The following is a 23,185-nucleotide window of genomic DNA, read 5'->3' as shown; positions in this document are numbered from 1 at the left end:
GGTGAACCGGATCAGGCCGCGCCGGCCTCCGGCCGCCGCCGCAGGATCTTCCACACCCCGGTGGCGGTGGCGACGATGCGCCCGTCGCAGCGCGCATCCCCGCGCAGGAAGACCAGGCTCTGCGTGCGGCGCACCACCTCGGGCGTCATCGTGATCGTCTCGCCGATCCGTCCGGCCGCGACGAACTGCATCTCGAACTGCACCGTGACGCAGTTCGCCCCGCCCGCCGCCTGCATGGCGGTGAAGCCCAGCGCCCGGTCGGCGAAGGTCATCATCATGCCGCCCTGGATCACGCCGATCAGGTTGGCATGCCGGGGCTCGGCCCGGAACGCGAAGTGCAGGGTCTCGCCCTCCTCGCGTAGGAGCACCGGACCGACCAGGGCGATGAAGCCCGGATCGTCGAAGGCGCGCCAGCCGGCCGGGTCGGAATCGGGCGAGGTCATGAAGGGTCTCGGGGCTCGAGGGTGCTGGACAGCGCGGCCGCGGCCGTGCCTCAACGGTCCTACACAACGAGCCGGGGGGAGGCCCAGCGCCCGTGACGGACCAGACGCCAGAGATGCGAAGGCACGCCGATCCCGAGGAGATCGCCGCCCGCGTGCGCGCCAGCTTCGACAGGCAGGGCCTGATGCGGACCCTCGGGGCGACGCTGGAGGCGGTCTCGCCCGGCGCGGTCGAGATCGCGCTGACGCCCGGTCCCGGGGTGTCGCAGCAGCACGGCTTCGTCCATGCGGGGGCGGTGAGCGCCATCGCCGACAGCGCGGCGGGCTATGCGGGCCTGACCCTGATGCCGCCCGGCGCCGGGGTGCTGACCGCGGAGTTCAAGATCAACCTGCTCGCCCCTGCCACCGGGGAGCGCCTGCGGGCGAGGGGCCGGGTGGTCAAGGCCGGCCGCACCCTGACGCTGGCGCAGGCCGAGGTCTTCGCCGAGAGCGCGGGGCGCGAGAAGCTCGTCGCGCTGCTCACCGCCACCCTGATGGCCGTGCAGGACCGCGACGGCATCGGAGATTGAGGCAAAAAAGGCCCCGGCGAGCGCCGCCGGGGCCGGAACGAGCCTTACTTCTGGGTCTCGAGGTAGGCTTCCAGGTCCTTGATCTTCTTGTCGTCCTTGATGCCGGCGAAGATCATCTTGTTGCCGGGGACCTTGGCCTTCGGGTCCTTGATGTATTCCATGAAGGTGGCCGAATCCCAGGTCAGGCCGGAATTCTTCATCGCGGCCGAATAGTTGTAGCCTTCGTGGGTGCCGGCCTTGCGGCCGATCAGGCCCTTGAGGTCCGGGCCGACGCCGTTCTTGCCGAAGGCGTGGCAGGCCTTGCACTGGGTGAAGACCTTCTCGCCGGCCGCGGCGTCCTGCGCCTGGGCGGCGAAGGGGGCGAGGACCGCCAGGGCGGCACCGAGGATGAGCTGACGCATGAGGTTCCCTCCAACGGACGTCGTTCGCGACGGACCAAGGGCATATGGCCCAGCCTGCTGTTTGGACCAGTTAAAAACGCCGGCCCTTCGTTTCGGCTCCCGTGCGGCGAAAAGAAGCTCTGCCGCGGCAAAGCGCAATCGGACGAAGGTGCGGGGGATTACGACGCGAGAAGTTATGACCCATGGGCGTCTCAGCCGCCCTCCGGTAGGGTGGGACGGAACCACGGCCCGCACGACAGGCGCCGACCCGAGCCGAGAGGACACGCCATGACCATCGCCTTCCCGCCCCCGGACCCCGCGATCCTCGCCCGCCGCGACGCGATCGTGGAGGGTCTGCGCGGCCTGGTGGCGCCGGAGGCCCTGGTGACCAGCGAGGACGAGCGCCGCGCCTTCGAGACCGACGGCCTCACCGCCTACCGCAAGATGCCGCTCGCCGTGGTGCTGCCCTCGACGACCGCCGAGGTCTCGGCGGTGATGCGCTACTGCCACGAGCAGGGCGTGAAGGTGGTGCCCCGCGGCGCCGGCACCTCGCTCGCCGGCGGCGCCATCGCGCAGGAGGACGCGGTGATCCTCGGCGTCGCCAAGATGACCCGGGTGCTCGACGTCGATTTCGCCAACCGCGCCGCCCGGGTCCAGGCCGGCATCACCAACCTCGCCATCAGCGCCGCAGTGGCCCACGAGGGCTTCTTCTACGCCCCCGACCCGTCGAGCCAGCTCGCCTGCACCATCGCGGGCAACATCGCGATGAATTCGGGCGGGGCGCACTGCCTGAAATACGGCGTCACCACCAACAACCTGATGGGCGTGACCCTGGTCATGGTCGACGGCACGGTGGTGGAGATCGGCGGCGACCACCTCGATTCCGCCGGCTACGACCTCCTGGGCCTCGTCTGCGGCTCGGAAGGGCAGCTCGGCATCGTCACCGAGGCGACGGTCAGGATCCTGCGCGCCGCCGAGGGCGCCCGGCCGGCCCTGATGGGCTTCGGCACGGTCGAGGATGCCGGCGCCTGCACGGCGGCGATCATCGGGGCGGGCATCATTCCCGTCGCGATCGAGTACATGGACCGCGAGGCGATCACGATCTGCGAGGCCTTCGCGCATGCCGGCTACCCGCTCGACGCCGAGGCGATGCTGATCATCGAGGTCGAGGGCTGTAAGGAAGAGTGCGACGCGATGCTCGCCCGCATCGTCGAGATCGCCAAACCGTTCAACCCGACGAGCCTGAAGGTCTCGCAATCGGAGGCCGAGAGCGCCGCGATCTGGAAGGGCCGCAAGTCGGCCTTCGGCGCCACGGGCCGCATCTCCGACTACATCTGCATGGACGGCACCATCCCGACCGGGCAATTGCCGCGCGTGCTGGAGCGCATCGGCGAGATCACCCGGTCCTACGGGCTGCGTTGCGCCAACGTCTTCCATGCCGGCGACGGCAACCTGCACCCCCTGATCCTGTTCGACATCAACACACCCGGCGAGATGGAGAAGGCCGAGGCCGCCGGCGAGGAGATGCTCAAGCTCTGCGTCGAGGTCGGCGGCTGCCTCACCGGCGAGCACGGCGTCGGCATCGAGAAGCGCGACCTGATGAGCTACCAGTACAACCCCGAGGATCTGCACCAGCAGATGCGGGTGCGGGCGGTGTTCGATCCGGCCTGGCTGATGAACCCCGCCAAGGTGTTTCCGCTGGAGGGGCGGATCGCCGCGTGAGGGGCAAGCGGGACGGCGTCGCTCAAGCCGGCGGTCCCAGGGCCGCGCAGCGGAAGGCGCCGTAGCCGCCCTGCGCCAGGCGCTCGGCCAGCGCCGGCAGCACGGCCTCGGCCTCCTCGCGCAGGGTCCAGGGCGGGTTGACGACGATCAGCCCGCTGCCGCTCAGCCGCGTCGGGTCGGGCCGGTGGATCAGCAGGTCGAGGCGCAAGGCGGGCCGGGGCAGGGCGGCATCGAGGGCGGCGGCCATCCGGTCGATCGCCGGGGCGTCCTTGATCGGGTACCAGGCGAGGTAGGTGCCGGTCGCCCATTTCCCCACCGCCTTCAGGAGGTCGCGGCCCAGCCGCTCGATCTCGCCCGGCACCTCGTAGGGCGGGTCGATCAGCACGAGCCCGCGGCGCTCCTTCGGGGGGATCAGGGCGGGGAGCGCGGTCCAGCCGTCGAGGGCCAGCACCTTGGTGCGCGGGTCCTGGTTGTAGCGCCCGTGCAGCACCGCGCCGTCGGCCGGGTGCAGCTCGACGAACACCCCCTGGTCGCCCGGGCGCAGGAACTCGCGGATGATCGCCGGCGAGCCCGGATAGATCGTGTCGCCGTGGCGCGCCCTGACCGCCGCCACCGCCGCCCGGTAGGGGGCGAGCAGCGCCTCGACCGGGTCGGGGAAGGGGGTGTCGAGCCGCCCGATGCCGTCGTGCCACTCGCCGGTGCGGCCGGCCTCGTCGGCGGTCAGGTCGTAGAAGCCGAGGCCGGCATGGGTGTCGATCGCCCGGAACGGCGTCGCCTTGCGCTGGAGATGCGCCAGCACCCGGGTCAGCACCCAGTGCTTGAGCACGTCGGCGTGGTTGCCGGCGTGGAAGGCGTGGCGGTAATTCACGGCGCTCGGGTCCTCGTCCCGCCGTCGCGGCGGTACGGGTCCTTACCCCATCGCGCCGGTCCCGGGCGAGTCGGAGGCGCTCACGCCGGCTCGGCGAGCCGTGCGCCGGGCACCGCCGCCAGCAGGCCTCGCGTGTAGGGATGCGCGGGTGCGCGAAAGAGGGCGGCGGTGTCGGTCATCTCGACGATGCGGCCGCGATGCATCACGGCGATCCGGTCGCAGATCGTGGCGGCGACACGCAAGTCGTGGGTGATGAACAGCATCGCGATGCCGAGCCGTTGCTTCAGGTCCTCCAGGAGCGCCAGCACCTGGGCCTGGACCGAGACGTCGAGAGCCGAGACCGCCTCGTCGGCGACGAGCACGTCCGGCTCCATGGCGAGCGCCCGGGCGATGCCGATGCGCTGGCGCTGCCCGCCCGAGAAGGCGTTCGGGTAGCGCTCGGCGGCGGTCGGCGGCAGGCCGACGAGCTCCAGGAGCTCGCGTGCCCGCGCTCGCGCCTGCCGGGCGGGAGTGCCGTGGGCGATGGGACCGCCGGCGATGATCTGCTCGACGGTGCGGCGGGGGTTGAGCGAGGCGAAGGGATCCTGGAAGATCATCTGGATCCGCCGGCGCTCGTCGCGCAGAGCCGTGGTCCCCAGAGCGGTGAAGTCGAGGCTGCCGAGGCGCACGCTGCCCCGGTCGGGCTCGATCAGGCGGATCGCCAGCCGCGCGGTGGTCGACTTGCCGGAGCCCGATTCGCCGACGAGGCCGAGCGTCTCGCCGCGGCGCAGATCGAAGCTCACCTCCTCGACCGCCGCCACCACCCGGGGCTTGCCGAGGAACCCTGAGCGCGTCGCGTAGGTCTTGGCGAGGTTCGTCACCGAGAGGGCGACGGGCGCGGCGGTGATCGGCTCGCGCACCGGCGGGGTCAGGCTCGGCACCGCGGCGAGCAGCGCCTTGGTGTAGGCGGCCTGCGGCCGGCGCAGCACCGAATCGGCCGGGCCGGATTCGACCAGGCGGCCGCGCTGGAGCACGGCGACGTGGTCGGCGATGTCGGCCACCACGCCGAAATCGTGGGTGATGAACAGGACCGCCATGTTGCGGCGGGTCTGGAGGTCGCGGATCAGCGTCAGGATCTGCGCCTGGGTCGTCACGTCGAGCGCCGTCGTCGGCTCGTCGGCCACCAGCACGGCGGGTTCGAGCGCGAGCGCCATCGCGATCATCGCCCGCTGGCGCTGCCCGCCCGAGAGCTGGTGCGGATAGGCCCGGACGATCTGCTCGGGGTTCGGCAGCCCGACCTCGCCGGCGAGCGCCACCGCGCGCGCGCGCCGCTCCCGGGGGGTGAGGAGGTCGTGGGCCTCGAACATCTCGGCGATCTGGTCGCCGATCCGCATCACCGGGTTCAGCGCCGTCATCGGCTCCTGGAAGATCATCGCGATCCGCCGGCCGCGCAGCGCGCGCCACTCCCGCTCGTCGAGGCGCAGGAGGTCGCGGCCCTCGAACCGGATCTCGCCGCCCACGACGGTAAGCGAGCGCGGCAAGAGGCCGGTGAGCGCGTAGGCGCTCATCGACTTGCCCGAGCCCGATTCGCCGACGACGCAGAGAATCCGTCCCGGTATCAGGTCGAGGCTCAGATCCTCGACCGCGTGCGGCCGGTCGGCCCCCCGCGGCAGGGCGAGGGTCAGGTTGCGGATCTGGACGACCGGTTCGCTCATCGCTGGCCCTCATGCGCCCGATGGGCGGGCTGGTTCGATCGACGGAAGTGTTGTCGGGAGTATCTGCTTTGCCGCGACGGAAACGATCCCCTCCGCGTCATCCCGGGGCGGCACGGCGGAGCCCGGGATCCAGACCCTCCGGTGCTGCAGGACGAGGCGGAGACCTCTCCGCCGTATCCTGAACCAGCCGCGGTTCTGGATTCCGGGCTCCGCTTCGCGGCCCCGGAACGACCCCGAGGGTGCCGGTGCATGGGTTTGGCGATCCCTTACATCGCCTTCCGCCCGTCCCGGATCGTCACTCCGGTCTCGGCGAGGTCCCAGAACAGGCCGGCCATCAGCCCCAGCGCCTCGCGGGTCGGGGCGCCCAGCAGGTGCTCGTCGGGCGCGTGCTGCGAGCAGGCCGGGTAGGAGTGCGGCACCCACAGGGTCGGCAGGCCGAGAATCTCCGAGAAGGCGTCGTTCGGCAGCGAGCCGCCGAGATTCGGCAGGAGGGCCGGGCGCTTGCCGGTGCTGGCCTCGATCGAGGCGAGCGCCCACGCCACCCACGGGTCCTCGACGGGCAACCGGGTGGCGCGAAACACCTCGGTGCGGGTCGCCCGGACCTCGACCATGGGAAAGCCCGCCGCGTCGAGGTGCCGGCGGATCGCCGGCACGACGCCCTCCCAGTCGGTGCCGACGACGAAGCGCAGCTGCAGCGTCGCCTTGGCCGACGGCGGCACGGCGTTCTGCGGCCCGTCGGGGTCGCCGCACTTGAAGGCCAGCACCTCGAGGGTGTTCCAGCCGAAGACCCGCTCGGCCGGGCTCAGGCCCGGCTCGCCCCAGCCCTCGTCGATCGAAGGCGCGTTCGGGTCGCCCCCGACCGTGATGTCGGCGAGCGCCGCGCGCACGCCGGCGGGGATCGGCGGCGGGCGCAGGGCGTCGAGGAGGATTTGCCCGCGCCCGTCGACGAGGCTCGCGATGGCGCTCGCCAGCACGGTGCCGGGGTTGCGCAGGAGCCCGCCCCAGTTGCCGGAATGGTGGCCGCCCTCGCGCAGGTCCGCGACGAGCTCGAAGGTGACGCCGCCGCGCGAGCCGAGAAACAGCGTCGGCCGCTCGGCCTCGATCCGCGGCCCGTCGGAGGCGATGAGGAGGTCGGCGGCGAGCGCGTCCTTCTCGGCGCGGCAGACCGCGTGCAGGCCCGGCGAGCCGGCCTCCTCGCCCATCTCGACCAGCAGCGTGACGTTGAAGCCGAGATGTCCGCCGCGGGCCTGCATCACCGCCTCGAGGGCGGCGAGGTTGATCAGGTGCTGGCCCTTGTTGTCGGCGGTGCCGCGCCCGTACCAGCGCTCGCCCTCGACCACGACGTCCAGCGGATGCAGGCCGGCGCGCCACTGCTCGGGATAGTTCCGCACCGTGTCGCCGTGGCCGTAGGTCAGCACCGTCGGCAGGTCGTCGCCCTCGTGCCGGGTGGCGATCAGGAACGGGCCGCGGCCTTCTTGCGGGTTCTCGACGAGGCGGGTCGCGAAGCCGAGCCGCGTCACCGCCGGGATCATGAACTGCGTGAGGTAGGCGGCGAGCGCCGGCCCCTGGTCCGGGGCCTGGCTCTCGGTCGGCAGGGCGACCGCCCGGCGGAGCACGGCGAGGAAGCCGCCGTCGTCGTAGTGCCGGTGGGCCAGCGCGATGGCGTCGCGTCGCGACATGGAGGGACTTTCTATGCGCGTGTGAGAAGGAGAAGATTGTTGGATCTTGATCGTCGCTTGGTGGAAACCCGGGCGGCCTCGCCCCCTCCCACCCGCGACCTCATCCTGAGGTGTCTGGCGATCGAAGATCGCACACGAAGGGAGCCTCGAAGGAGGGCTCCAGGGATCTCGGAGACTTCTGGAGCCCTCTTTCGAGGATGCTTCGCAGCACCTCGGGGTGAGGTTGAGGGCGGGACGAAAGGAAAAGCCGACGGAGACATCGTCAATGCCGCCCCTCGGGAGCGGTGATGTCGCGCACCCCGTCCCCCAGGAGGTTGATGCCGAGCACCAGGATCAGGAGCGCCACGCCCGGGATGGTGATGACCCAGGGCTGGAAGAACATGTACGGCTTGCCCTCGGCGATCATCAGGCCCCAGGACGGCAGCGGCGGCTGCACGCCCAGCCCGAGGAAGGAGAGCGCCGCCTCGAGCAGGATGGCGTGGGCCATCTCCAGGGTCGCGACGACGATCAGCGCGTTGAGGATGTTGGGCAGGATCTCCTGGGCGAGGATCCGGACCGGGGAAAAGCCCGCGGCCTTGGCGGCGGCGACGAAGTCCTGGGCCCGCACCTGCCGGGTCGCGGCGCGGGTGACCACCGCGAAGCGGTCCCAGAGCAGGAAGCCGAGCACCAGCACCACCACCTTGAGCGAGCCGCCGACCAGCGAGGCCATGGCGAGCGCCACCAGCACCACCGGTAGCGCCAGGCGGGTGGTGACGACGTAGCTCACCACCGCGTCGACCCGGCCGCCGTAATAGCCGGCGAGCACGCCCAGCGTGGTGCCGATCGCCCCCGAGATCAGGGCGGCGGACAGCCCGATCAGCAGCGAGATCTGGCTGCCGTAGATCAGGCGGCTGAGATAGTCGCGCCCGAGCTTGTCGGTTCCGAGGAGATGCTCGACGCTGCCCTTGGCGTGCCAGATCGGCGGGATCAGCCGGCGCGACACGTCCTGGGCGTAGGGGTCGTGCGGGGCAACCAGGGGGGCGGCGAGCGCCGTCAGCACGACGAGCCCGACGATGCCGGCGCCGATCAGGAAGCCGCCGTGGGACAGGCCGCGCCTGAGCGCGATCGCCGCGGGCGAGCGGGCCGGAGGGAGGGCGATCTCGGCCTGAGCCGAGGGGAGGGAGGCGGGCCGGACGGTCATGAGCGCAGCCGCGGATCGAGGAGGGCGTTGAGGAGGTCGGCGGCGAGCGTCAGGCCGATATAGATCATCGCCAGCACCAGCACGATCGCCTGGACCACCGGGAAGTCGTTGCGGGCGATCGATTCCCAGGCGAGCTGGCCCAGCCCCTGGAGCGAAAAGACCGCCTCGATCACGATCGAGCCGCCGAGCATGAAGCCGAACTGCACCGCGGCGAGCGCGATCACCGGGATCACGGCGTTGCGAAGCGCGTGCCGGATCAGGATCTTGCGCGGGGGGAGCCCCTTGGCGCGGGCGGTGCGGACGTAGTCCGAGGACAGGACCTCCAGCATGCCGTTGCGGGTGAGCCGCATCACCGCCGGCATGGCGTAGTAGCCGAGCGCCACCGCCGGCAGGATGAAGTGCTTCCAGGTCGCGTTGCCGGAGACCGGCAGCCAGCGCAGGTTGACGGAGAAGATCAGGATCAGGGTGAGGCCGAACCAGAAGCTCGGCATCGCCTGGCCCAGCACCGAGACGGCGAGCGCGGTGCGGTCGATCCAGGTGTCGCGGTGGAAGGCCGCCACGACCCCGAGCGGGATCGCGACGAGGAGCGCGACCGCCAGCGCGATGACGCCGAGCGTCAGGGTCACGGGCAGGCGGGACGCCAGGAGGTCCGTCACCTGCTCGGGGAAGTAGAACGAGCGCCCGAAATCGAACTGGAGCGCGTGCCAGGCCCAGGTGCCGAACTGGACCACCAGCGGCTGGTCGAGCCCGTGCTGGACGCGGATCGCCGCGATCTGCTCGCCCGTCGCCTCCGGGCCGGCGATCGCGGTGGCGAGGTCGCCCGACAGGTGCAGGAGCAGGAAGCTCGCGACCGAGACGGTCAGCGCGACGCCGACCGCGACGAGGATGCGGCGAACCGCGAAGCCCAGCATGGCGCCCGCCTCCTACTTCTTCCAGGAGGCGGCATAGAAGCGCGGCACCTCGTCGGTCTGCGCCGTAAAGGCGAGGTCGGCGCTGAAGGCGTAGTTCGACGGATAGGAGAACATCGGCAGGGCGTAGGCTTCCGCGGCGATGCGCGTGAGCGCTTGGCGGTACTTCGCCTTGCGCAGGGCCGGATCGGTGCTGGTGTCGCCGGCCTGGAGATCGGCGATCACCGCGGGATCGCGGGCGAGGTCCTCCTCGCCGCCGCGGAAGTAGATGCCGGTGAAGGCCGAGACGTCGTTGATCGAGAACGAGCCCCAGGTCTGGTAGCCGATCGAGGTCTTGCCGGCGCGCAACGCGTCCCGGAAGGCGGCGTAGCGCAGGTAGTTGAGCTTCGCCCGGATGCCGACGGCGCGCAGGTAGCCGATCACCGCCTCGGCGTAGTCGCGCTCGCGATAGGCCGAGAGGTCGATGTCGAAGCCGTTTCCGTAACCGGCCTCCTTGAGGAGCGCCCTGGCCTTCGCCGGGTCGTAGGCGTAGGTCGGCACGCCCTCCTCGGTGCAGCCGAACTGCTCGATGAAGCAGACCGCGTTCATCACCCGGGCGCCCCCGCGCGCCAGGTTGTCGACCATCGCCTTGCGGTCGATGGCGTAGGAGATCGCCTGGCGCACCCGCACGTCCTTGAGGGGCGAGGTCGCCTGGGCGCGGCCCGCTACGTCGAATTGCAGGTAGCCGACCCGCATCGTCTCGGCGGAGAGCACGGTGAGCGTCGGGTCGGCCTTCAGCTGCTCGGCCTGGTCGGCCGGCACGCGCCAGATCCAGTCGACGCCGCCGGTCATCAGTTCGGCCATGCGGCTGTCGGCGTCCGGGATGATGCGGAATTCGAGCTTGCCGATCGTCGCCTTGCCGATCGGGCTGCCCGGCCAATACGTGTCGTTGCGCACCATCCTGACGCGCTTGCCGCTCTCGACCGAGACGATGCGGTAGGGGCCGGTGCCGACCGGCGCCTTGCTGAAGCCGTCGAGGCCAACTCGTCTGAAGTAGGCGGCGGGCAGGATCGGGGTCGGGCCCGACAGGTATTCGAGGGCGGCCGGGAACGGTGCCTTGAGGTGGATGCGCACGCTGTGCGGCCCGGTCACCTCGGTCGACTGCATCCAGTCGACGTTGCCCTTGGTGACGATCTTCGCCTCGGGCGTCAGCACGTAGTTGAAGGTGAAGGCGACGTCCTCGGGGGTGAGGGGATCGCCGTTGTGGAAGGTGACGCCCTCGCGGATCGTGAGATCGAGCGTCACCGGGTCGACCCAGGTCCAGGCGGTGGCGAGCATCGGCCGGTGCGCGCCCGTCTTCGGGTCGCGGTCGATCAGCGTGTCCCAGACGTTCCGGGCGAGGATCACGCCCTCGCGCAGGTTGTTGTGGTACGGGCTCAGGTTCTCCGGCTCGCTGTCGGAGGCGTAGACCAGGGTGTCGTTGGCCTTGCCGGCGAGCGCCGGGCCCGCGACCCCGGCCAGCAGGAGGCCCGCGAGCGCCAGGCCCGCCCGGCGCATCCGCGCATGACCCGTCCGCACCCGGCCCGCTTCGATCCGTATCAGCATGTCGGCTCCGCCTGGTCGAGGGCAGCGCGGGGGACCGTCCGCCCGTCTTGCTGCACTGCCGCAAAATACACCATGCCAGGATGTTGCGCAGATCCGATCGCAACAAGACGAATTTGGCGATAGGTTCGTTGCCGAAACGGCAAGGCACCGAAACGGCAAGGCACCACGACGGCGGGCAGGACGATGCAGACCACGGCGTTGCGCTACTTCCTGGCGGTCGCCCGCGACGGCACGATCGCGGCGGCCTCCGCCCGGCTCAACGTCGCCCCCTCGGCGATCAGCCGGCAGATCGCCAACCTCGAGGCCGAACTCGCCTGCCTGCTGTTCGAGCGGCGGCCGCGCGGGATGGTGCTGAGCCAGGCGGGCGAGCTGCTCGCGCGCCACGCCCGCCAGGTGCTGGCGAGCGCCGAGCAGGTCGTCACCGAGATCCGGGAGCTGGAAGGCCTGTGGCGGGGCCTCGTGCGCGTCGCCACCACCGAAGCCTTCGCCATCGACCTCGTGCCGAGCGTGATCGCCGGCTTCCACGCCCGCCATCCGGGCATCCGCTTCGAGCTGAGCGTGCTGCCGCCGAGCCAGGTGACCCAGCGGGTGATCCAGGGCGAGGCCGATCTCGGGCTCACCTTCAGCCTGGACCCCTCCGCCGACACGGCGGTCGCCTATCGCAACAGCCTCGACATGGTGGCCCTGTGCGCCCCCGACCATCCGCTCGCGGGACGGACGGTGATCGGGCTTTCCGACATCGCCGCTCATCCGGTGGCGCTCCTGCCCCGGGATACGACCCTGCGCACGATCCTGGACGCGGCCTGCCGGGCGGAGGGGATCGCCATCGAACCGGCCTTCACCTCCAACGTCCTCTCGGCCCTCCTGCCCTTCGTGCGGCTGACCCGCGGGCTGACCCTGATGTCCTCGATCGCACTGCCGGACCATGTCGGGCGCGGCGAGTTCGTGGCGCTGCCGATCCGCTCCCGCCGCAGCCTCGCCCGCGGCATCGAGGTCCAGACCATGCGCGACCGCCCCCTGCCGCGGGCGGTCCAGGCGTTCCTGACCGCCCTGGTGACGGCGTTACCGCGGGTCGGGGAGTGAGGCGCGGGCCGCCGGTCCATCTTGGGGATACGGCTCCAAGCTTGGCTCGTTCAAGCCCGGACCGCCGAGCGGGAGGGCGGCGCGGTCCAGGCGACGACCGGCCGCCCATTCGCTTAGGCTGCATGTCCTAATCTAGTCGCCAAACGACAATGGTCGTCTGCGGTCGACGACAGCATGTTCTGGATTAGGTCGCCGGATTTGCCGCATTATCCTGATTTTCTGCGAGAGAATAAAACATAAATTAATCCGACGCGGACGATACGGTCGGCCACGAGAGGAACATATGCCTATCTTTGTCCCGCACAGCGTCGTGCGGGCCTCTCGCGCCGCAACGGAGCTTCGTGTCCTCATGCCCGCTCGCCTCCTGTCCCTGCCCGCGATCTCCCTCGCCGTCCGCAGCAGCGCCATCGGGACCGTCGTCCTGGTGACGGCGATCGCCGGACTCGCCGGAATCATGGTGCGGGACGTGGACGAGGAGATGCGGCACCAAGCGGCGGCCGCCCTAGACGGCAACCTCCGGCTCCTGAAGCAGACCCTCGTCGACGAGGGCGGTTCCTCCACCTTCGCGGTGCGGGACGGGACGCTGGCGATCGGCTCCCACGTCATCGGGGCCGCGGAGCCCGCCGTCGACCGCGTGCGGGCGGTGATGGGCGGTACCGCGACGGTGTTCCTGGGCGACATGCGGGTCGCCACCACCGTCACCAATCCGGACGGCTCGCGGGCGGTCGGCACGCGGCTCGCGCCGGGGCCCGTCCACGAGGCGGTGCTCGGCCGGGGCGAGAGCTTCCGCGGGGAGGCCACGATCCTCGGCGTCCCTCATCTCGCTCTCTACGAGCCGATCCGCGACGCCGACGGGCGGGTCGTCGGGATCGTCTATGCCGGCGTGAAGAAGAGCGAGTATTATTCCCTGATCGACCGCATCCGGACGAAGTCCGCCGGGCTCGCCGCGGTGCTGGCGCTGGCCGGGGCCGGCATCCTCTGGCTCGGCCTCAACCGGGCCGTGGCCCCGCTCCACACCCTCGACCGCGCCATGCGCCGGCTGGCGGCCGGAGACGTCGCGACCGCGATCCCCGGTACCGGCCGGCGCGACGAGGTCGGCGCGATGGCGGCCGCCGTCCAGGTGTTCAAGGACGGCCTGATCCGCACCCGCCTCCTGGAGGCGGAGACGGCGCAGGCCCGCGACACGGCCGAGGCCGAGCGCCGGGCCGGCATGCACGCGATGGCGGCTTCCTTCGAGGCGGCGGTCGGCGGCATCGTCGGCGGGGTCTCGGCCTCGGCGGCCGACCTCCAGGCCACCGCCCGGTCGATGGCGGCGACCGCGACGCAGACCGCGGCCCAATCGACCGCCGTGGCGGCCGCAGCCGGGCAGGCCTCGTCGAACGTGGGAACCGTGGCGGCGGCGGCCGAGGAACTCGGCGCCTCGGTCCAGGAGATCGGCCGCCAGGTCGACGGCTCGGCCCGGCTCGCCCGGGCCGCGGTGGCGGAGGTCGGCGAGAGCGCGGCCCGGGTCCGCGCCCTGACGGACGCCGCCGCCCGCATCGGCGACGTGGTCGGGCTGATCTCGTCGATCGCCGCGCAGACGAACCTTCTGGCGCTCAACGCCACCATCGAGGCCGCCCGCGCCGGGACCGCCGGGCGTGGCTTCGCCGTGGTGGCGGCCGAGGTGAAGGACCTCGCCGGCCAGACCGCGAAGGCCACCGCCGAGATCACCGGCCAGATCGCCGCGATCCAGGCCTCGACCGGCCTCGCCGCCGGGGCGATCTCCGGAATCACCGCCCGGATCGAGGAAATCTCGGATGTCGCGACCTCGATCGCCGCGGCGGTGGAGGAGCAGGGCGCGGCGACCCAGGAGATCGTCCGCAACGTCTCCCAGGCCGCGGCCGGGACCGGCGAGGTGACGGGCACCATCGCGGGCGTGGCGGGCGCGGCGGAGGAGACGGGCGCGGCGGCGGGCCAGGTGCTCTCGGCGGCCTCCGCCCTGACGCGCCAGTCCGAGTATCTCTCGGCCGAGGTGACGCGCTTCCTCGCCAGCGTCCGGGCGGCCTGACGCGGGCTGCCGGCATCGGCGCGGGCCGCGCGAGGGCGCTGGCCGCGCAAGGGCGCGGCCTGTGCCGGCCGCGACGCCGGAAAGATGTCTCGGGCGAGAGGAAGTCGCGCGCGATGTCGTTGTCGGCGTGGCGCTGCCATCCCCGGCGACGCGGAGTTGACGCGGGGCAGCAGCTTGACGATGATCGGAGCCGCGGTCGCGAGGGATGCTGCCGCTGCGCGCGGAGAACGGAAGCGGACAGCCGGGATCGACTGGCCGGACCGATCCGTCCGGCGTGATCGACGGGGTGTTGCTTGGTCCTCTCTTCCGTTCCGCTCGACGAGAGCCGCGCCTGCGATAGAATCGCGCCCCGGTGACCTCGATCGCCGGGCTGCCCGACTTTCTCCTCTATCTCGGCACGGCCGCGCTCCTGACCGGCCTCTATCTCGTCGTCTACACCTTCGCCACGGCCCATAACGAGCTGGCGCTGATCCGGCGGGACGTGACCGCGGCATCCGTCTCCCTCGGCGGCAGCCTCGTCGGCTTCGCCCTGCCGCTGGCGGTGGCGATCTACAACGCCCGCTCGGTCCTCGACTGCCTGGTCTGGGGCCTCGTCGCCCTGGTGGTCCAGGTCGGGATCTACTGGCTGGTGCGCCTCGTCCTGCCGGACCTGTCGCGGCGGATCGAGGAGGACCGGATGGCCGCGGCCGTGCTGCTCGGCGCCGCGTCCCTGGCCGGCGGCGTCGTGAACGCCGCCTCGATGACCTATTGAGGCGCGCGATGGGCGATGCCCCCGGCAAGGATTTTGGCAAGGACCCCGACGCGGAATCCACCCGGCGCATGAAGCGCTCGGCGACGATCTCCCTGGTGCTGGTCGCCGGGGCGGGGGCGGCGGCCTTCGGGCTCGCCCGCCTCGACCCGTCGCAGCGGGAGGAGGACGCGCTGGTCTACGGCACTGTCGGCGCCTGTATCGCCGAGGGCCGGCGCAAGCCCGAGGACTGCACCACCGCCGAGGCCGCGGCGCGCCGGGCCTACGCGGCGACCGCGCCGCGCTACGAGACCGAGGCCGATTGCGAGCGCCATCACGGGCGCGGCGGCTGCGTGCCGGGCGCGACGGTGACGGCGGAGGCGCAGGACCGCTACCTGCCGGTGATGGCCGCCTTCATGCTGGGACCGGAGGCGCAGGACCTGCCGGCCCAGCCGCTCTACGCCCATGCCCCGGAGGAGGAGCGGGAGGCGCAGGGCGGCACCCAAGGGGGCTCTCATGCCGGCGGGCACGGATTCGGCTACTGCACCGGCACGGGTGCCCGGATCGTGCCGGTCGGCGGCTCCTCCCGGGTCCACGTGCCGTCCACGGTCGCCCGGACGGTTGCGACGACCCCCCGGATGGTCTCGCGCGGCGGCTTCGGCGGCACCGGACGGGCGATGGCCTCCTCGGGCGGGCATGGCGGCGGGCATGCGGGCGGGTCGGGCGGCTGATGCGCCGCGTCGCGACGCCCGAGCGGCCCGATTGGCGCGAGCACGCGGCCCGCGCGGGCTTCCACTTCCACTCCTTCGACGGGGCGCCCTACTGGGACGAGAGCGCCCACTACGCCTTCGGCCTCGCCGAGATCGAGGACGGGATCGAGGCGCCGAGCCGGGACCTGCACGACCTCTGCCTCGCCTTCGCGGCCCGCGCGGTCGAGGACGAGCGGATCCTCGCCTCGCTGCGGATCCCCGAGCATGCCTGGGACGCGATCCGGGCGAGCTGGCGCCGGGGCGACCCGTCGCTCTACGGCCGGCTCGACCTCTCCTACGGCGGCGCCGGCACCGGCCCGGCCAAGCTCCTCGAATACAACGCCGACACGCCGACGGCCCTCTACGAGAGCGCGGTGTTCCAGTGGCTCTGGCTCGAGGACGGCCTCGCCCGCGGCCGCCTGCCGGCGGGGTCCGACCAGTTCAACGCCCTGCACGAGCGGCTGGTCGCCCGGCTCGCCGCCATCGGGCGCGCGCTTCGCACGTCGCGCCTCGCCTTCACGAGCTTTCCCGACGCGCCGGAGGATCGCGGCACGGTGGCCTACCTCCAGGATTGCGCGCTCCAGGCGGGTCTTGCCGCCCCGTTCCTGTCGGTCGAGGCGATCGGGCTCGACGAGGGTCACTTCGTCGACGAGGCCGGGGCCCCGATCGCGGCCCTGTTCAAGCTCTATCCGTGGGAATGGATCTTCGCCGATCCGTTCGGCCGGGCGGTCGGCGCCGCACCGACCCGCTTCATCGAGCCGCCCTGGAAGGCGGTGCTCTCCAACAAGGGGCTGCTTGCCCATCTCTGGGCGATGGCGCCGGGCCACCCGAACCTGCTGCCGGCCTTCTTCGAGGAGGATCCGCACAAGGCCGTCCTCGGCACGAGCTTCGTGAAGAAGCCGCTCTACGCCCGGGAGGGGGCCAACGTGCTGATCGTCGAGGACGGCGCGGTGGCGGCCCGGGCCGAGGGGCCCTACGGCGCCGAGGGCTTCATCCGCCAGGGCCTCGCGCCCCTGCCGCACTTCGACGGGCGCCACGTCCTCGTCGGCAGCTGGATCGTCGGGGACGAACCCGCCGGCCTGTGCCTGCGCGAGGCCGACGGGCCCATCACCACCGACCGGGCCCGCTTCGTGCCCCACATCATCGACCCGTGACCCGGATCACGCCCCGCAGCCGCAATCCCCGCAGGCCTCGACCGGGCAGAGCGCCCCGCAGGACGGCACCCCCGGCAGGCGCTGGCGCAGGCAGCAGGTGCGCCGCCGCCGTTCCCCCGGCGCCCCGCAGAGCGCCTGGGCGAGGGGATGGAGGCGCGGGCACGGCGTCCCGCACCAGCCGAGGCAGGTCGCGACCTCGGGGCAGGCCATCGTCTCGGGCTCGCCGAGCTCGCGCGCGACGTAGTCGAGGATGACCGCGGCGTTGCCCCAGATCACCCGGGGGGCGATGCCGCATTGCGCCCGGCACAGCTCGACGAAGGGCCGCAGGTGGTCCTCGACCAGGCCGGCGAGCCCGCCGAGGCGGCACGGCGCCGGGCCGGGCCGGACCAGGAAGCGGGCCGGGCGGCCGGCCGCGTCGAGTTCGAGGTTCGTCGTCGCGAAGGCGAGCGGCAGCGGCCGGCGCAGCCGCACCAGGGCGGTGAGCACCGGGGTCGCGAGCGGGGCGAGGTAGAACTGGCTCCAGTACGAGACCAGCGCCCGCCGGTCGGTCGTGCCCGGCGCCACGCCGAGGCCGGCCTCGAAGGCCGCGAGCGTCGCGTCGAACACCGCGGGATCGCGGAGCGCGGTGAGCGGCGTCCCCCCGGTGCCGTCGGCGACGCCCTCCCGGTAGGTGCCGAGGGAGGGGGGCACGTGCGGCGCGACCTCGCCGATCATCGGATCCGCTCCCGGTCGGCCCGCAGGGTGCGGGCGATGGTGACGGCGAGCCAGGCGAGGGCCGCGGCGTAGAGCGGCAGCGTGGCGGCGAAGTAGCCCGGCCAGCCGGCCCAGCCGGCGAGCGCCGGGGCGGCGACGCGCAAGGGCATCGCCGCGAAGAAGGCGGCGCCGAACAACAGCGCGTAGTCGGTGGCCGGCCGCGGCCCCTCCGACCAGCGGTAGATCATGTTGAACACCGGCACCCCGAGGAAGCCGCCGAAGACGAAGTTCAGGACCGTGGCGGCCACCGCCAGCCCCTCCGCGCGCAGGAGGCAGGCCGCCGCCATCAGGCCGCCGGCGGCGAGCACCCCGGCGCCGCCGACCACGACCAGCCGGACGGTGCCGAACCGGGCCGCGAGCCCCCCGGCCATCAGCGCCATCACGAGGTTGACCGCCGGCAGGACGGTGCCGGTGAGGAGGCCGACCCGGGTGAGCGGCACCCCGAGATCGAGGAGGGCGAGGGTGTTGGGCCCGCCGATGAGGTAGGCCGCCGCGAAATAGGCGCCGAGGGCCGCGATCCGCCCGGCGAGCGCCCGCAGGCGCGCGAGCGACCCGGCGCGCCGCTCCCGGTCGCCCCCGGCGCCCCGCAGCCGGGCTTCCGGATAGGCGAGGATCGGCAGGAGGCAGAGCGCGTCGAGGAGCGCGCAGGCGAGCACTGCCGCCCGCCAGCCGAGGACGTCGTAGGAGCCGACCAGCACGCCGACCCCCAGGATGCCGCCGAGCGAGGCGCCGCAGAGCTTGGCCGAGGCGACGAAGGCACGCCGCTCCGCCGGCACCGTCTCGACGACGAGGGCCTCCAGGGCGATGTCCATGGTGGCGACGCAGGCGCAGGTCGCGACCGCGAGCGCCAGCAGCGCCCCGAGCGGCCAATGCTCGCCGAGGCTCAGAAGGACCAGCAGTCCCACCGTGGCGCCCTGCGCCACCACGATCCAGCCGAGGCGCCGGCCGAGGAACGGCAGCCGCACCCGGTCGAGCAGGATCGCCCACAGGAAGGTCAGCCCGACCGGCAGGTTGATGAGCTGCAGGAGCCCGACCCCCGCGAGGTCGAGCCCGCGCGCCCGCAGGATCAGCGGCGCCCCGCCCGACAGGAAGCCGAGCGTGGCCCCGAAGGTCACGTACAGGCAGAAGAACGGGGCGAGCGGGCGCAGGGCCGCGAGGCTGCCGCGGGCGTCGCGAATCGCGAGGGCGTGCATCACCGGAGGACGGACACGATGCGCGCGGTCCCGGTGCGGCGGTACTTTGGAATCACACTAATTCTTATTTGGTTGCAGTGACTTGCAGCTTACGGGGGCGAGGTGCGCGCCGCAAGGGCGGCCGATTTCACGCTCGCTGCAGGCGTTGGTGCGGCGGCGCAACGGCGCCGGCCGGGATGGCCGATGGTGGTCGTCCCGTCCCCGGCCGCCCCGGTGCCAGGCTCATGGCGACGACCTCGGGAATGCGGCTGGCGCGAATCGGCGCGACGGCGGCCGGCGCCACCCCGTTGCGCTCCGGGTCGAACCCGGGGATTGAAGTCGCCCCTTTGCGACCGGACGCCCCTACGCCGTCACGGCGCCGGATCGGCCCGGAACTGCGGCGCCCCGTCGTCGTGCTCCCGGCAGCGGCACCGGGGCGGTTGCGCTTCCGTCCGGTCCGCCGCTCCCCCGGCCAGGAGCCCGGCGAGCAGCGCCGCCAGTTCCGCCATCCGGTATGGCTTCTGCATCACCGGGGCGGCCTGGTAGGCCGGATCGACGCCCTGGCGGCCGTAGCCGGTGGCGAACAGGAACGGGACCCCGCTCTGGCGCAGCAGGTCGGCGACCGGATAGCTGCGGGCGTCGCCGAGATTGACGTCGAGCACCGCGAGGTCGAAGGGCTGGGTCCGGGCCTGGGCGAGGGCCTGGTCGAGGCGCATCGCCACCACCACCTCGCAGCCGAGGTCGAGCAGCATGTCCTCGGCCAGCATGGCGACCAGGCTCTCGTCCTCCACCAGCAGGACCCGGCGACCGGGCAGTCCGCTCATCGCGACGCCCCGCCCGCCGGGGCGCGGCCCTGGACGACGGCCTGGCCGTCCCAGCCGAGGGGCGTGAGCGGGATCCGCAGGCGGCAGGTCACGCCGCCGGGCGCGTAGGCGATCTCGGTGCCGCCGCCGAATTCCAGGGGCAGTTGCCGCTCGACCAGCCGCGAGCCGAAGCCCCGGCGGGCCGGCGCCACGACCGTGGGACCGCCCTCCTCGCGCCAGTCGAGGTCGAGGCGCTCGCGCCCGTCCTCGCCGTCGGCGAGGGACCAGCCCACCGCGACGCGGCCCTCCGGACCCGACAGCGCCCCGTGCTGGAGCGCGTTGGCGGCCAGTTCGTGCAGCGCCATGCCGAGGGCCACCGCCACCTTCGGGTGCAGGCGGGCGTCGGGTCCGTCGAGGTGGAGGCGATCGGCGGGAAGGGGGGCCAGCACCCGCTCGATCACGCCGCGCAGGCTGGCGCTCTCCCACTGGTCGGCCACCAGCACGTCGTGCGCGGTGGAGAGGGCGGAGAGCCGCGCCTCGAACAGGTCGCGGGCCGCCGCCTCGGCGCGGCCGCGGAAGGTCTGCGCGGCGATCGACTGCACGGTGGCGAGCGTGTTCTTCACCCGGTGGTTCAACTCGTCGATGAGCAGGCGCTGGCGCGCGGCCGCGGCCTTCTCCTCGCTGATGTCGCGCACCTCGATGATGGTCCCGATGACCTGGGCGGCGTCGTCCCGGATCGGGCTCGCGGTGAAGCCGACGGGATAGAAGTGGCCGTCGCGGTGGACGAAGACCTCCTCGCCGCGCTCCTGGTTGTTCTCCGGGAAGGCGCGGTCGATGGCGCATTCGTGCAGCGGGAAGGGGCGCCCGTCCGGATAGGTGTGGTGCACGATGTCGTGCAGCGGGCAGTCCCGGGCCAGCACCTCGGCGAGGGTCCAGCCGGTCAGCTGCTCGGCCGCGCGGTTCATGTAGACGCAGTGCTGGCGGTCATCCATCAGGAAGATCGACACCGAGGCGTTGTCGAGCACCGCGTTGAGGCGGCGCTCGGTCTCGAACAGCTGGTCGCCGCGCCGCAGGGTCGGCAGCGCTGCCGCCGCCGCGGCGGGCGATCGCAGCGGCTGGCGCGCATCCGTCACAAGCCCACCTCTCGTCCCGCCGGCCGGGGAAAGCCCGTGCCGCAGCCGAAACTAGGGCAGCCGCGGCCCGCGGCAATTCGGGCGTGCCCCGTCACCCGGCATCCCGCAGCCGGACGCCGGCCTCGCCGTAGCCGAGCGCCGCCGCCGCCCGGTTGGCGATGCCCCGGCTCAGGGTCACCCATTCGAGGTCGTTGATCGCCTTGACCAGCCGCTCGCGCTCGGGGACGTCCTCTTCCTCCCCACCGGCCTCGGCGAGGGTCACGGCGGCGATCAGCACCTGGTCGCGGCCGTCCTCGATCCGGGGATCGCGCTCGACATGGCCGCGCACGTCCGCGTCGAAGCGTTCGACCACCGCCCAGGGCAGCGCCGCGGCGCTGCAGCCCTCCGGATAGGCCCGGGCGATGGCGCGCGCCCCGGCGGCGGCCTCCCGGACGAGTGCGACGAGCTTGGCGGCCATGGCGGCTCCGTATCGGGTCCCTGCGGGGCGGCAACCCGCGAGGGGGCGTCCCGGGTCCCTCTTTCCCGGATTCGCGCTACCGCGCCAGCCGCCCCTCGGCCGCGTCCTTCGCCATCTCGTCGGCATCGGCCGGCAGCAGGGTGCGCTCCGCCACCATGCGGGCGGCCGCCGCCTTCACGGCCGCCGCGTAGGCGCCCGGCTCCGGGTAGCGCTCTTCCAGGGACGGCCGCGGGTCGTCGGGGGCCTTCGCGGCCGTCGTCGCCGCGAAGGGGAGCACCCCGCCCTTCTGGTTGCACAGGGTCGCGGCGGCGCTGCCGCGGGTCGGGTTCCAGGCGGTGTAGGTCGCCCGCGGCGCCTCGATCAGCGGCAGGCGGATGCCCGCCAGGGTGTTGCCGTCCGGGTCCACCTTCGGCAGCAGCAGCGGGTAGGTGCCGCGCACCACCGGCGGATCGAGGGGGCCGGCCCCGGGCTCGATCCACTGGGCCGGGTTGTAGAGGCCGGTATAGGGCAGGCCGGGGATCGGCGGGTAGAGATGGGCCGGGGCACCGAGCGTGCCGTCGGCCCGCGACGGGTAGCGGCTGGCCGGCGGGGCGACCCCGTCGGTGATCCAGGATTCGAGGGCGACGAGGAGGGCCCGCGACGCCGCCCCGGCATGGACCGGGCTCACCGGCAGGGCGCAGCCCGGATCGCTCGCGGTCTTGGCGTCGGGCGCGGAGAAGTGCGGCGTGCCGGTGACCATGTAGACCCGGACCTCCGGCGGCTGGGCGAGGTCGGCGCCGCGCGTGTCGGTGGTCACGAGCGCCCCGCGGGAGCCCCACAGCTCGTACTCGCTGTCGACATGCATCAGGCGCGGGCAGGTGTTGGTGATCCGGCAGCGCAGGAAGAGGCCGTCGCGCCGTCCCGTCAGCGCATCGGTCGTCGTCGCGTAGGCGAAGGGGAACTGGTCGGCCGGGTAGTAGCGGTCGAGATGCGGCCCGGGATTGCGGCCGGGCTGGGCGAAGCGGGCATTGGTGAAGCTGCGCCGGCTGCCGGCGATGTGCGGCATCATTCCGTCGAACACCATCCGGCCGCTCTCGTCCTCGTTGAGGCCGAGATAGAGCAGGTCGCGCAGCACCCGCCCCGATTGCGAGATGCCGAAGCCGACCGCCCGGTCGATGCCGCTGCGCCCCTGCGCGGCGAGGGGGTTCCGGTCGCTCGTATCGTGGCGCAGGAAGGTCGCGACGTCCCGGATCGCCGCGAGGCCGAGGCCCGTCACCGCCGGGTCGCGGGCGGTGTAGCTCAGCTCGTAGAGGGCGCTGGCGTCGAAGCCCGCGGGCCGGGTGATCGCGATGCGCGTCGGGCTCACGAAGCGGAACGACAGGCCCGGCGGCGTCGTGCGCGGGTCCTCGGGCCGCGCCCGCACGGTGAGGCGCGCCTTCGACGGGTCGAGGTCGGCGGCGGGCCAGGTCAGCGGCGCCTCGATCGGAGAGGTCGTGGTCTCGAAGCTCCATTCCTCGCGCGACGGCCCGGTGACCCCGGCCAGCACCGGCAGGCGGATGCCCATGGCGGCGCCCGTCTTGCCGTTCCCCGGCGCGATGTCGCCCTGCCAGCCGATCCAGGCCAGGGTGTAGCCCCGCGACAGCAGGAAGCCCCGCCCGGCATCGTCCGGCCCTTCCAGCCGGCCCGACGCCTCGGTCGAGGTGCCCTCGACCAGCGGGCCGATCAGCTTGCGGCCGCGATTGGGGATCTCGACCAGCAGCAGCCCGTTCGGCCGCTCGGGCCGCAGCAGCACCACGTCGGCGGTCGCCTCGACCTTGCCCTCCGGGTTGCGGGGCGCGAGCGCGATGTCGGCGATGACCGCGTTGTGCGGGTCGGCGGGATCGAGGGCGATGGTCGCCCGCCCGGTGATCTTCCGGGCCTGGCCGTGTTCGCCGAAGCTGCGGCCCTGGAAGGCCGGCGCCTCGGTCGCGACGGCCTCGAACCGCGTCACCTCGGCGGCGGCCGGGCCGGCGGCAAGGCCGCCTCCGAGAAGCGCCACGGTCGCGGCGCGCTTGATCCCCGTCATCACGGTCTCCCCCCTCGCGGCGCCTCGTCCCGGGCGCCT

Annotated in this window: 21 protein-coding genes; 7 read left to right on the top strand and 14 right to left on the bottom strand. The window is 72.8% G+C overall.

All coding sequences use genetic code 11. From position 1 onward, the window contains the following. Window positions 1-11: 11 nt before the first annotated feature. On the bottom strand, window positions 12-443 hold the full coding sequence (locus tag miv_RS01825) for a PaaI family thioesterase (protein WP_048430791.1): 432 nt from the start codon (window positions 441-443) through the stop codon (window positions 12-14). 113 nt (window positions 444-556) lie between these two features. Between miv_RS01825 and miv_RS01820 the strand changes: the two genes are divergently transcribed. Beyond that, entirely contained in the window at window positions 557-1,009 is a 453-nt protein-coding gene (locus miv_RS01820; protein WP_048430790.1) for a PaaI family thioesterase, read from the top strand. Window positions 1,010-1,053: 44 nt separating this feature from the next. Here the strand turns inward: miv_RS01820 and miv_RS01815 are convergent, their stop codons facing one another. Then, window positions 1,054-1,410 (bottom strand): c-type cytochrome, encoded by a 357-nt coding sequence (locus tag miv_RS01815; protein WP_048430789.1) that lies wholly within the window; start codon window positions 1,408-1,410, stop codon window positions 1,054-1,056. A gap of 267 nt (window positions 1,411-1,677) precedes the next feature. Between miv_RS01815 and miv_RS01810 the strand changes: the two genes are divergently transcribed. Next, entirely contained in the window at window positions 1,678-3,111 is a 1,434-nt protein-coding gene (locus tag miv_RS01810) for an FAD-linked oxidase C-terminal domain-containing protein (RefSeq protein ID WP_207181121.1), read from the top strand. A gap of 22 nt (window positions 3,112-3,133) precedes the next feature. Here miv_RS01810 and miv_RS01805 read toward each other — a convergent pair whose 3' ends face one another. The 6 genes from miv_RS01805 to miv_RS01780 form a co-directional block, all read right to left on the bottom strand. Next, on the bottom strand, window positions 3,134-3,979 hold the full coding sequence (locus miv_RS01805) for a 23S rRNA (adenine(2030)-N(6))-methyltransferase RlmJ (protein ID WP_207181119.1): 846 nt from the start codon (window positions 3,977-3,979) through the stop codon (window positions 3,134-3,136). A gap of 80 nt (window positions 3,980-4,059) precedes the next feature. Continuing rightward, a complete protein-coding gene (locus tag miv_RS01800) occupies window positions 4,060-5,673 on the bottom strand; it encodes an ABC transporter ATP-binding protein (RefSeq protein ID WP_207181117.1) in 1,614 nt (537 codons plus the stop codon). Between the two features lie 266 nt (window positions 5,674-5,939). After that, window positions 5,940-7,352: a M20 family metallopeptidase gene (locus miv_RS01795; protein ID WP_207181115.1), complete on the bottom strand. Its 1,413-nt coding sequence runs from the start codon at window positions 7,350-7,352 to the stop codon at window positions 5,940-5,942. Window positions 7,353-7,614: 262 nt separating this feature from the next. Beyond that, window positions 7,615-8,532: an ABC transporter permease gene (locus miv_RS01790; protein ID WP_048426210.1), complete on the bottom strand. Its 918-nt coding sequence runs from the start codon at window positions 8,530-8,532 to the stop codon at window positions 7,615-7,617. After that, entirely contained in the window at window positions 8,529-9,443 is a 915-nt protein-coding gene (locus miv_RS01785; protein WP_048426209.1) for an ABC transporter permease, read from the bottom strand. Before miv_RS01785 ends, miv_RS01790 begins: the two co-directional genes overlap by 4 nt. A gap of 12 nt (window positions 9,444-9,455) precedes the next feature. Then, window positions 9,456-10,976: an ABC transporter substrate-binding protein gene (locus miv_RS01780; RefSeq protein WP_244749021.1), complete on the bottom strand. Its 1,521-nt coding sequence runs from the start codon at window positions 10,974-10,976 to the stop codon at window positions 9,456-9,458. A 231-nt stretch (window positions 10,977-11,207) separates the two neighbouring features. Here miv_RS01780 and miv_RS01775 point away from each other — a divergent pair, with 231 nt between their 5' ends. From miv_RS01775 to miv_RS01755, 5 genes are all read left to right on the top strand, one after another. Beyond that, window positions 11,208-12,107, top strand: coding sequence for a LysR family transcriptional regulator (locus tag miv_RS01775; RefSeq protein WP_207181111.1), 900 nt, complete (start codon window positions 11,208-11,210; stop codon window positions 12,105-12,107). Between the two features lie 349 nt (window positions 12,108-12,456). Next, entirely contained in the window at window positions 12,457-14,154 is a 1,698-nt protein-coding gene (locus miv_RS01770) for a methyl-accepting chemotaxis protein (RefSeq protein WP_207181109.1), read from the top strand. Between the two features lie 352 nt (window positions 14,155-14,506). Further along, window positions 14,507-14,905, top strand: coding sequence for a DUF350 domain-containing protein (locus tag miv_RS01765; protein WP_058618588.1), 399 nt, complete (start codon window positions 14,507-14,509; stop codon window positions 14,903-14,905). A gap of 8 nt (window positions 14,906-14,913) precedes the next feature. Beyond that, window positions 14,914-15,612 carry a DUF1190 domain-containing protein gene (locus miv_RS01760; protein WP_207181107.1) on the top strand — a complete coding sequence of 233 codons (699 nt, stop codon included), beginning with the start codon at window positions 14,914-14,916 and terminating at the stop codon, window positions 15,610-15,612. Continuing rightward, window positions 15,612-16,784: a glutathionylspermidine synthase family protein gene (locus tag miv_RS01755; RefSeq protein WP_207181105.1), complete on the top strand. Its 1,173-nt coding sequence runs from the start codon at window positions 15,612-15,614 to the stop codon at window positions 16,782-16,784. The genes miv_RS01760 and miv_RS01755 overlap by 1 nt, the downstream gene beginning before the upstream one ends. A 6-nt stretch (window positions 16,785-16,790) precedes the next feature. On the opposite strand, the gene fhuF is transcribed toward miv_RS01755, so the two are convergent. The 6 genes from fhuF to miv_RS01725 all read right to left on the bottom strand — a co-directional run bounded on the left by fhuF (window position 16,791) and on the right by miv_RS01725 (window position 23,146). Then, complete coding sequence (gene fhuF / locus miv_RS01750; RefSeq protein WP_058618590.1) at window positions 16,791-17,498, bottom strand: siderophore-iron reductase FhuF; 708 nt, start codon at window positions 17,496-17,498, stop codon at window positions 16,791-16,793. Further along, on the bottom strand, window positions 17,495-18,730 hold the full coding sequence (locus tag miv_RS01745; RefSeq protein ID WP_207181103.1) for an MFS transporter: 1,236 nt from the start codon (window positions 18,728-18,730) through the stop codon (window positions 17,495-17,497). The genes fhuF and miv_RS01745 overlap by 4 nt, the downstream gene beginning before the upstream one ends. Before the next feature lie 350 nt (window positions 18,731-19,080). Beyond that, on the bottom strand, window positions 19,081-19,533 hold the full coding sequence (locus tag miv_RS01740) for a response regulator (RefSeq protein ID WP_058618592.1): 453 nt from the start codon (window positions 19,531-19,533) through the stop codon (window positions 19,081-19,083). Then, window positions 19,530-20,645, bottom strand: a complete 1,116-nt coding sequence (locus miv_RS01735; RefSeq protein ID WP_048461292.1) for a sensor histidine kinase — start codon at window positions 20,643-20,645, stop codon at window positions 19,530-19,532. Before miv_RS01735 ends, miv_RS01740 begins: the two co-directional genes overlap by 4 nt. Before the next feature lie 91 nt (window positions 20,646-20,736). Further along, the gene (locus tag miv_RS01730) at window positions 20,737-21,102 is read right to left on the bottom strand and encodes a hypothetical protein (RefSeq protein ID WP_207181101.1); all 366 of its coding nucleotides are present in this window, start codon (window positions 21,100-21,102) and stop codon (window positions 20,737-20,739) included. Between the two features lie 76 nt (window positions 21,103-21,178). Further along, on the bottom strand, window positions 21,179-23,146 hold the full coding sequence (locus miv_RS01725) for an alpha/beta hydrolase domain-containing protein (protein WP_207181099.1): 1,968 nt from the start codon (window positions 23,144-23,146) through the stop codon (window positions 21,179-21,181). Between the last annotated feature and the right edge of the window lie 39 nt (window positions 23,147-23,185).

Origin of the sequence: Methylobacterium indicum (assembly GCF_017347565.1) — a bacterium.
Classification (GTDB): domain Bacteria; phylum Pseudomonadota; class Alphaproteobacteria; order Rhizobiales; family Beijerinckiaceae; genus Methylobacterium; species Methylobacterium indicum.
Note: the sequence above shows the minus strand (reverse complement) of the source record. Positions and strands in the feature narration are given on the sequence as shown.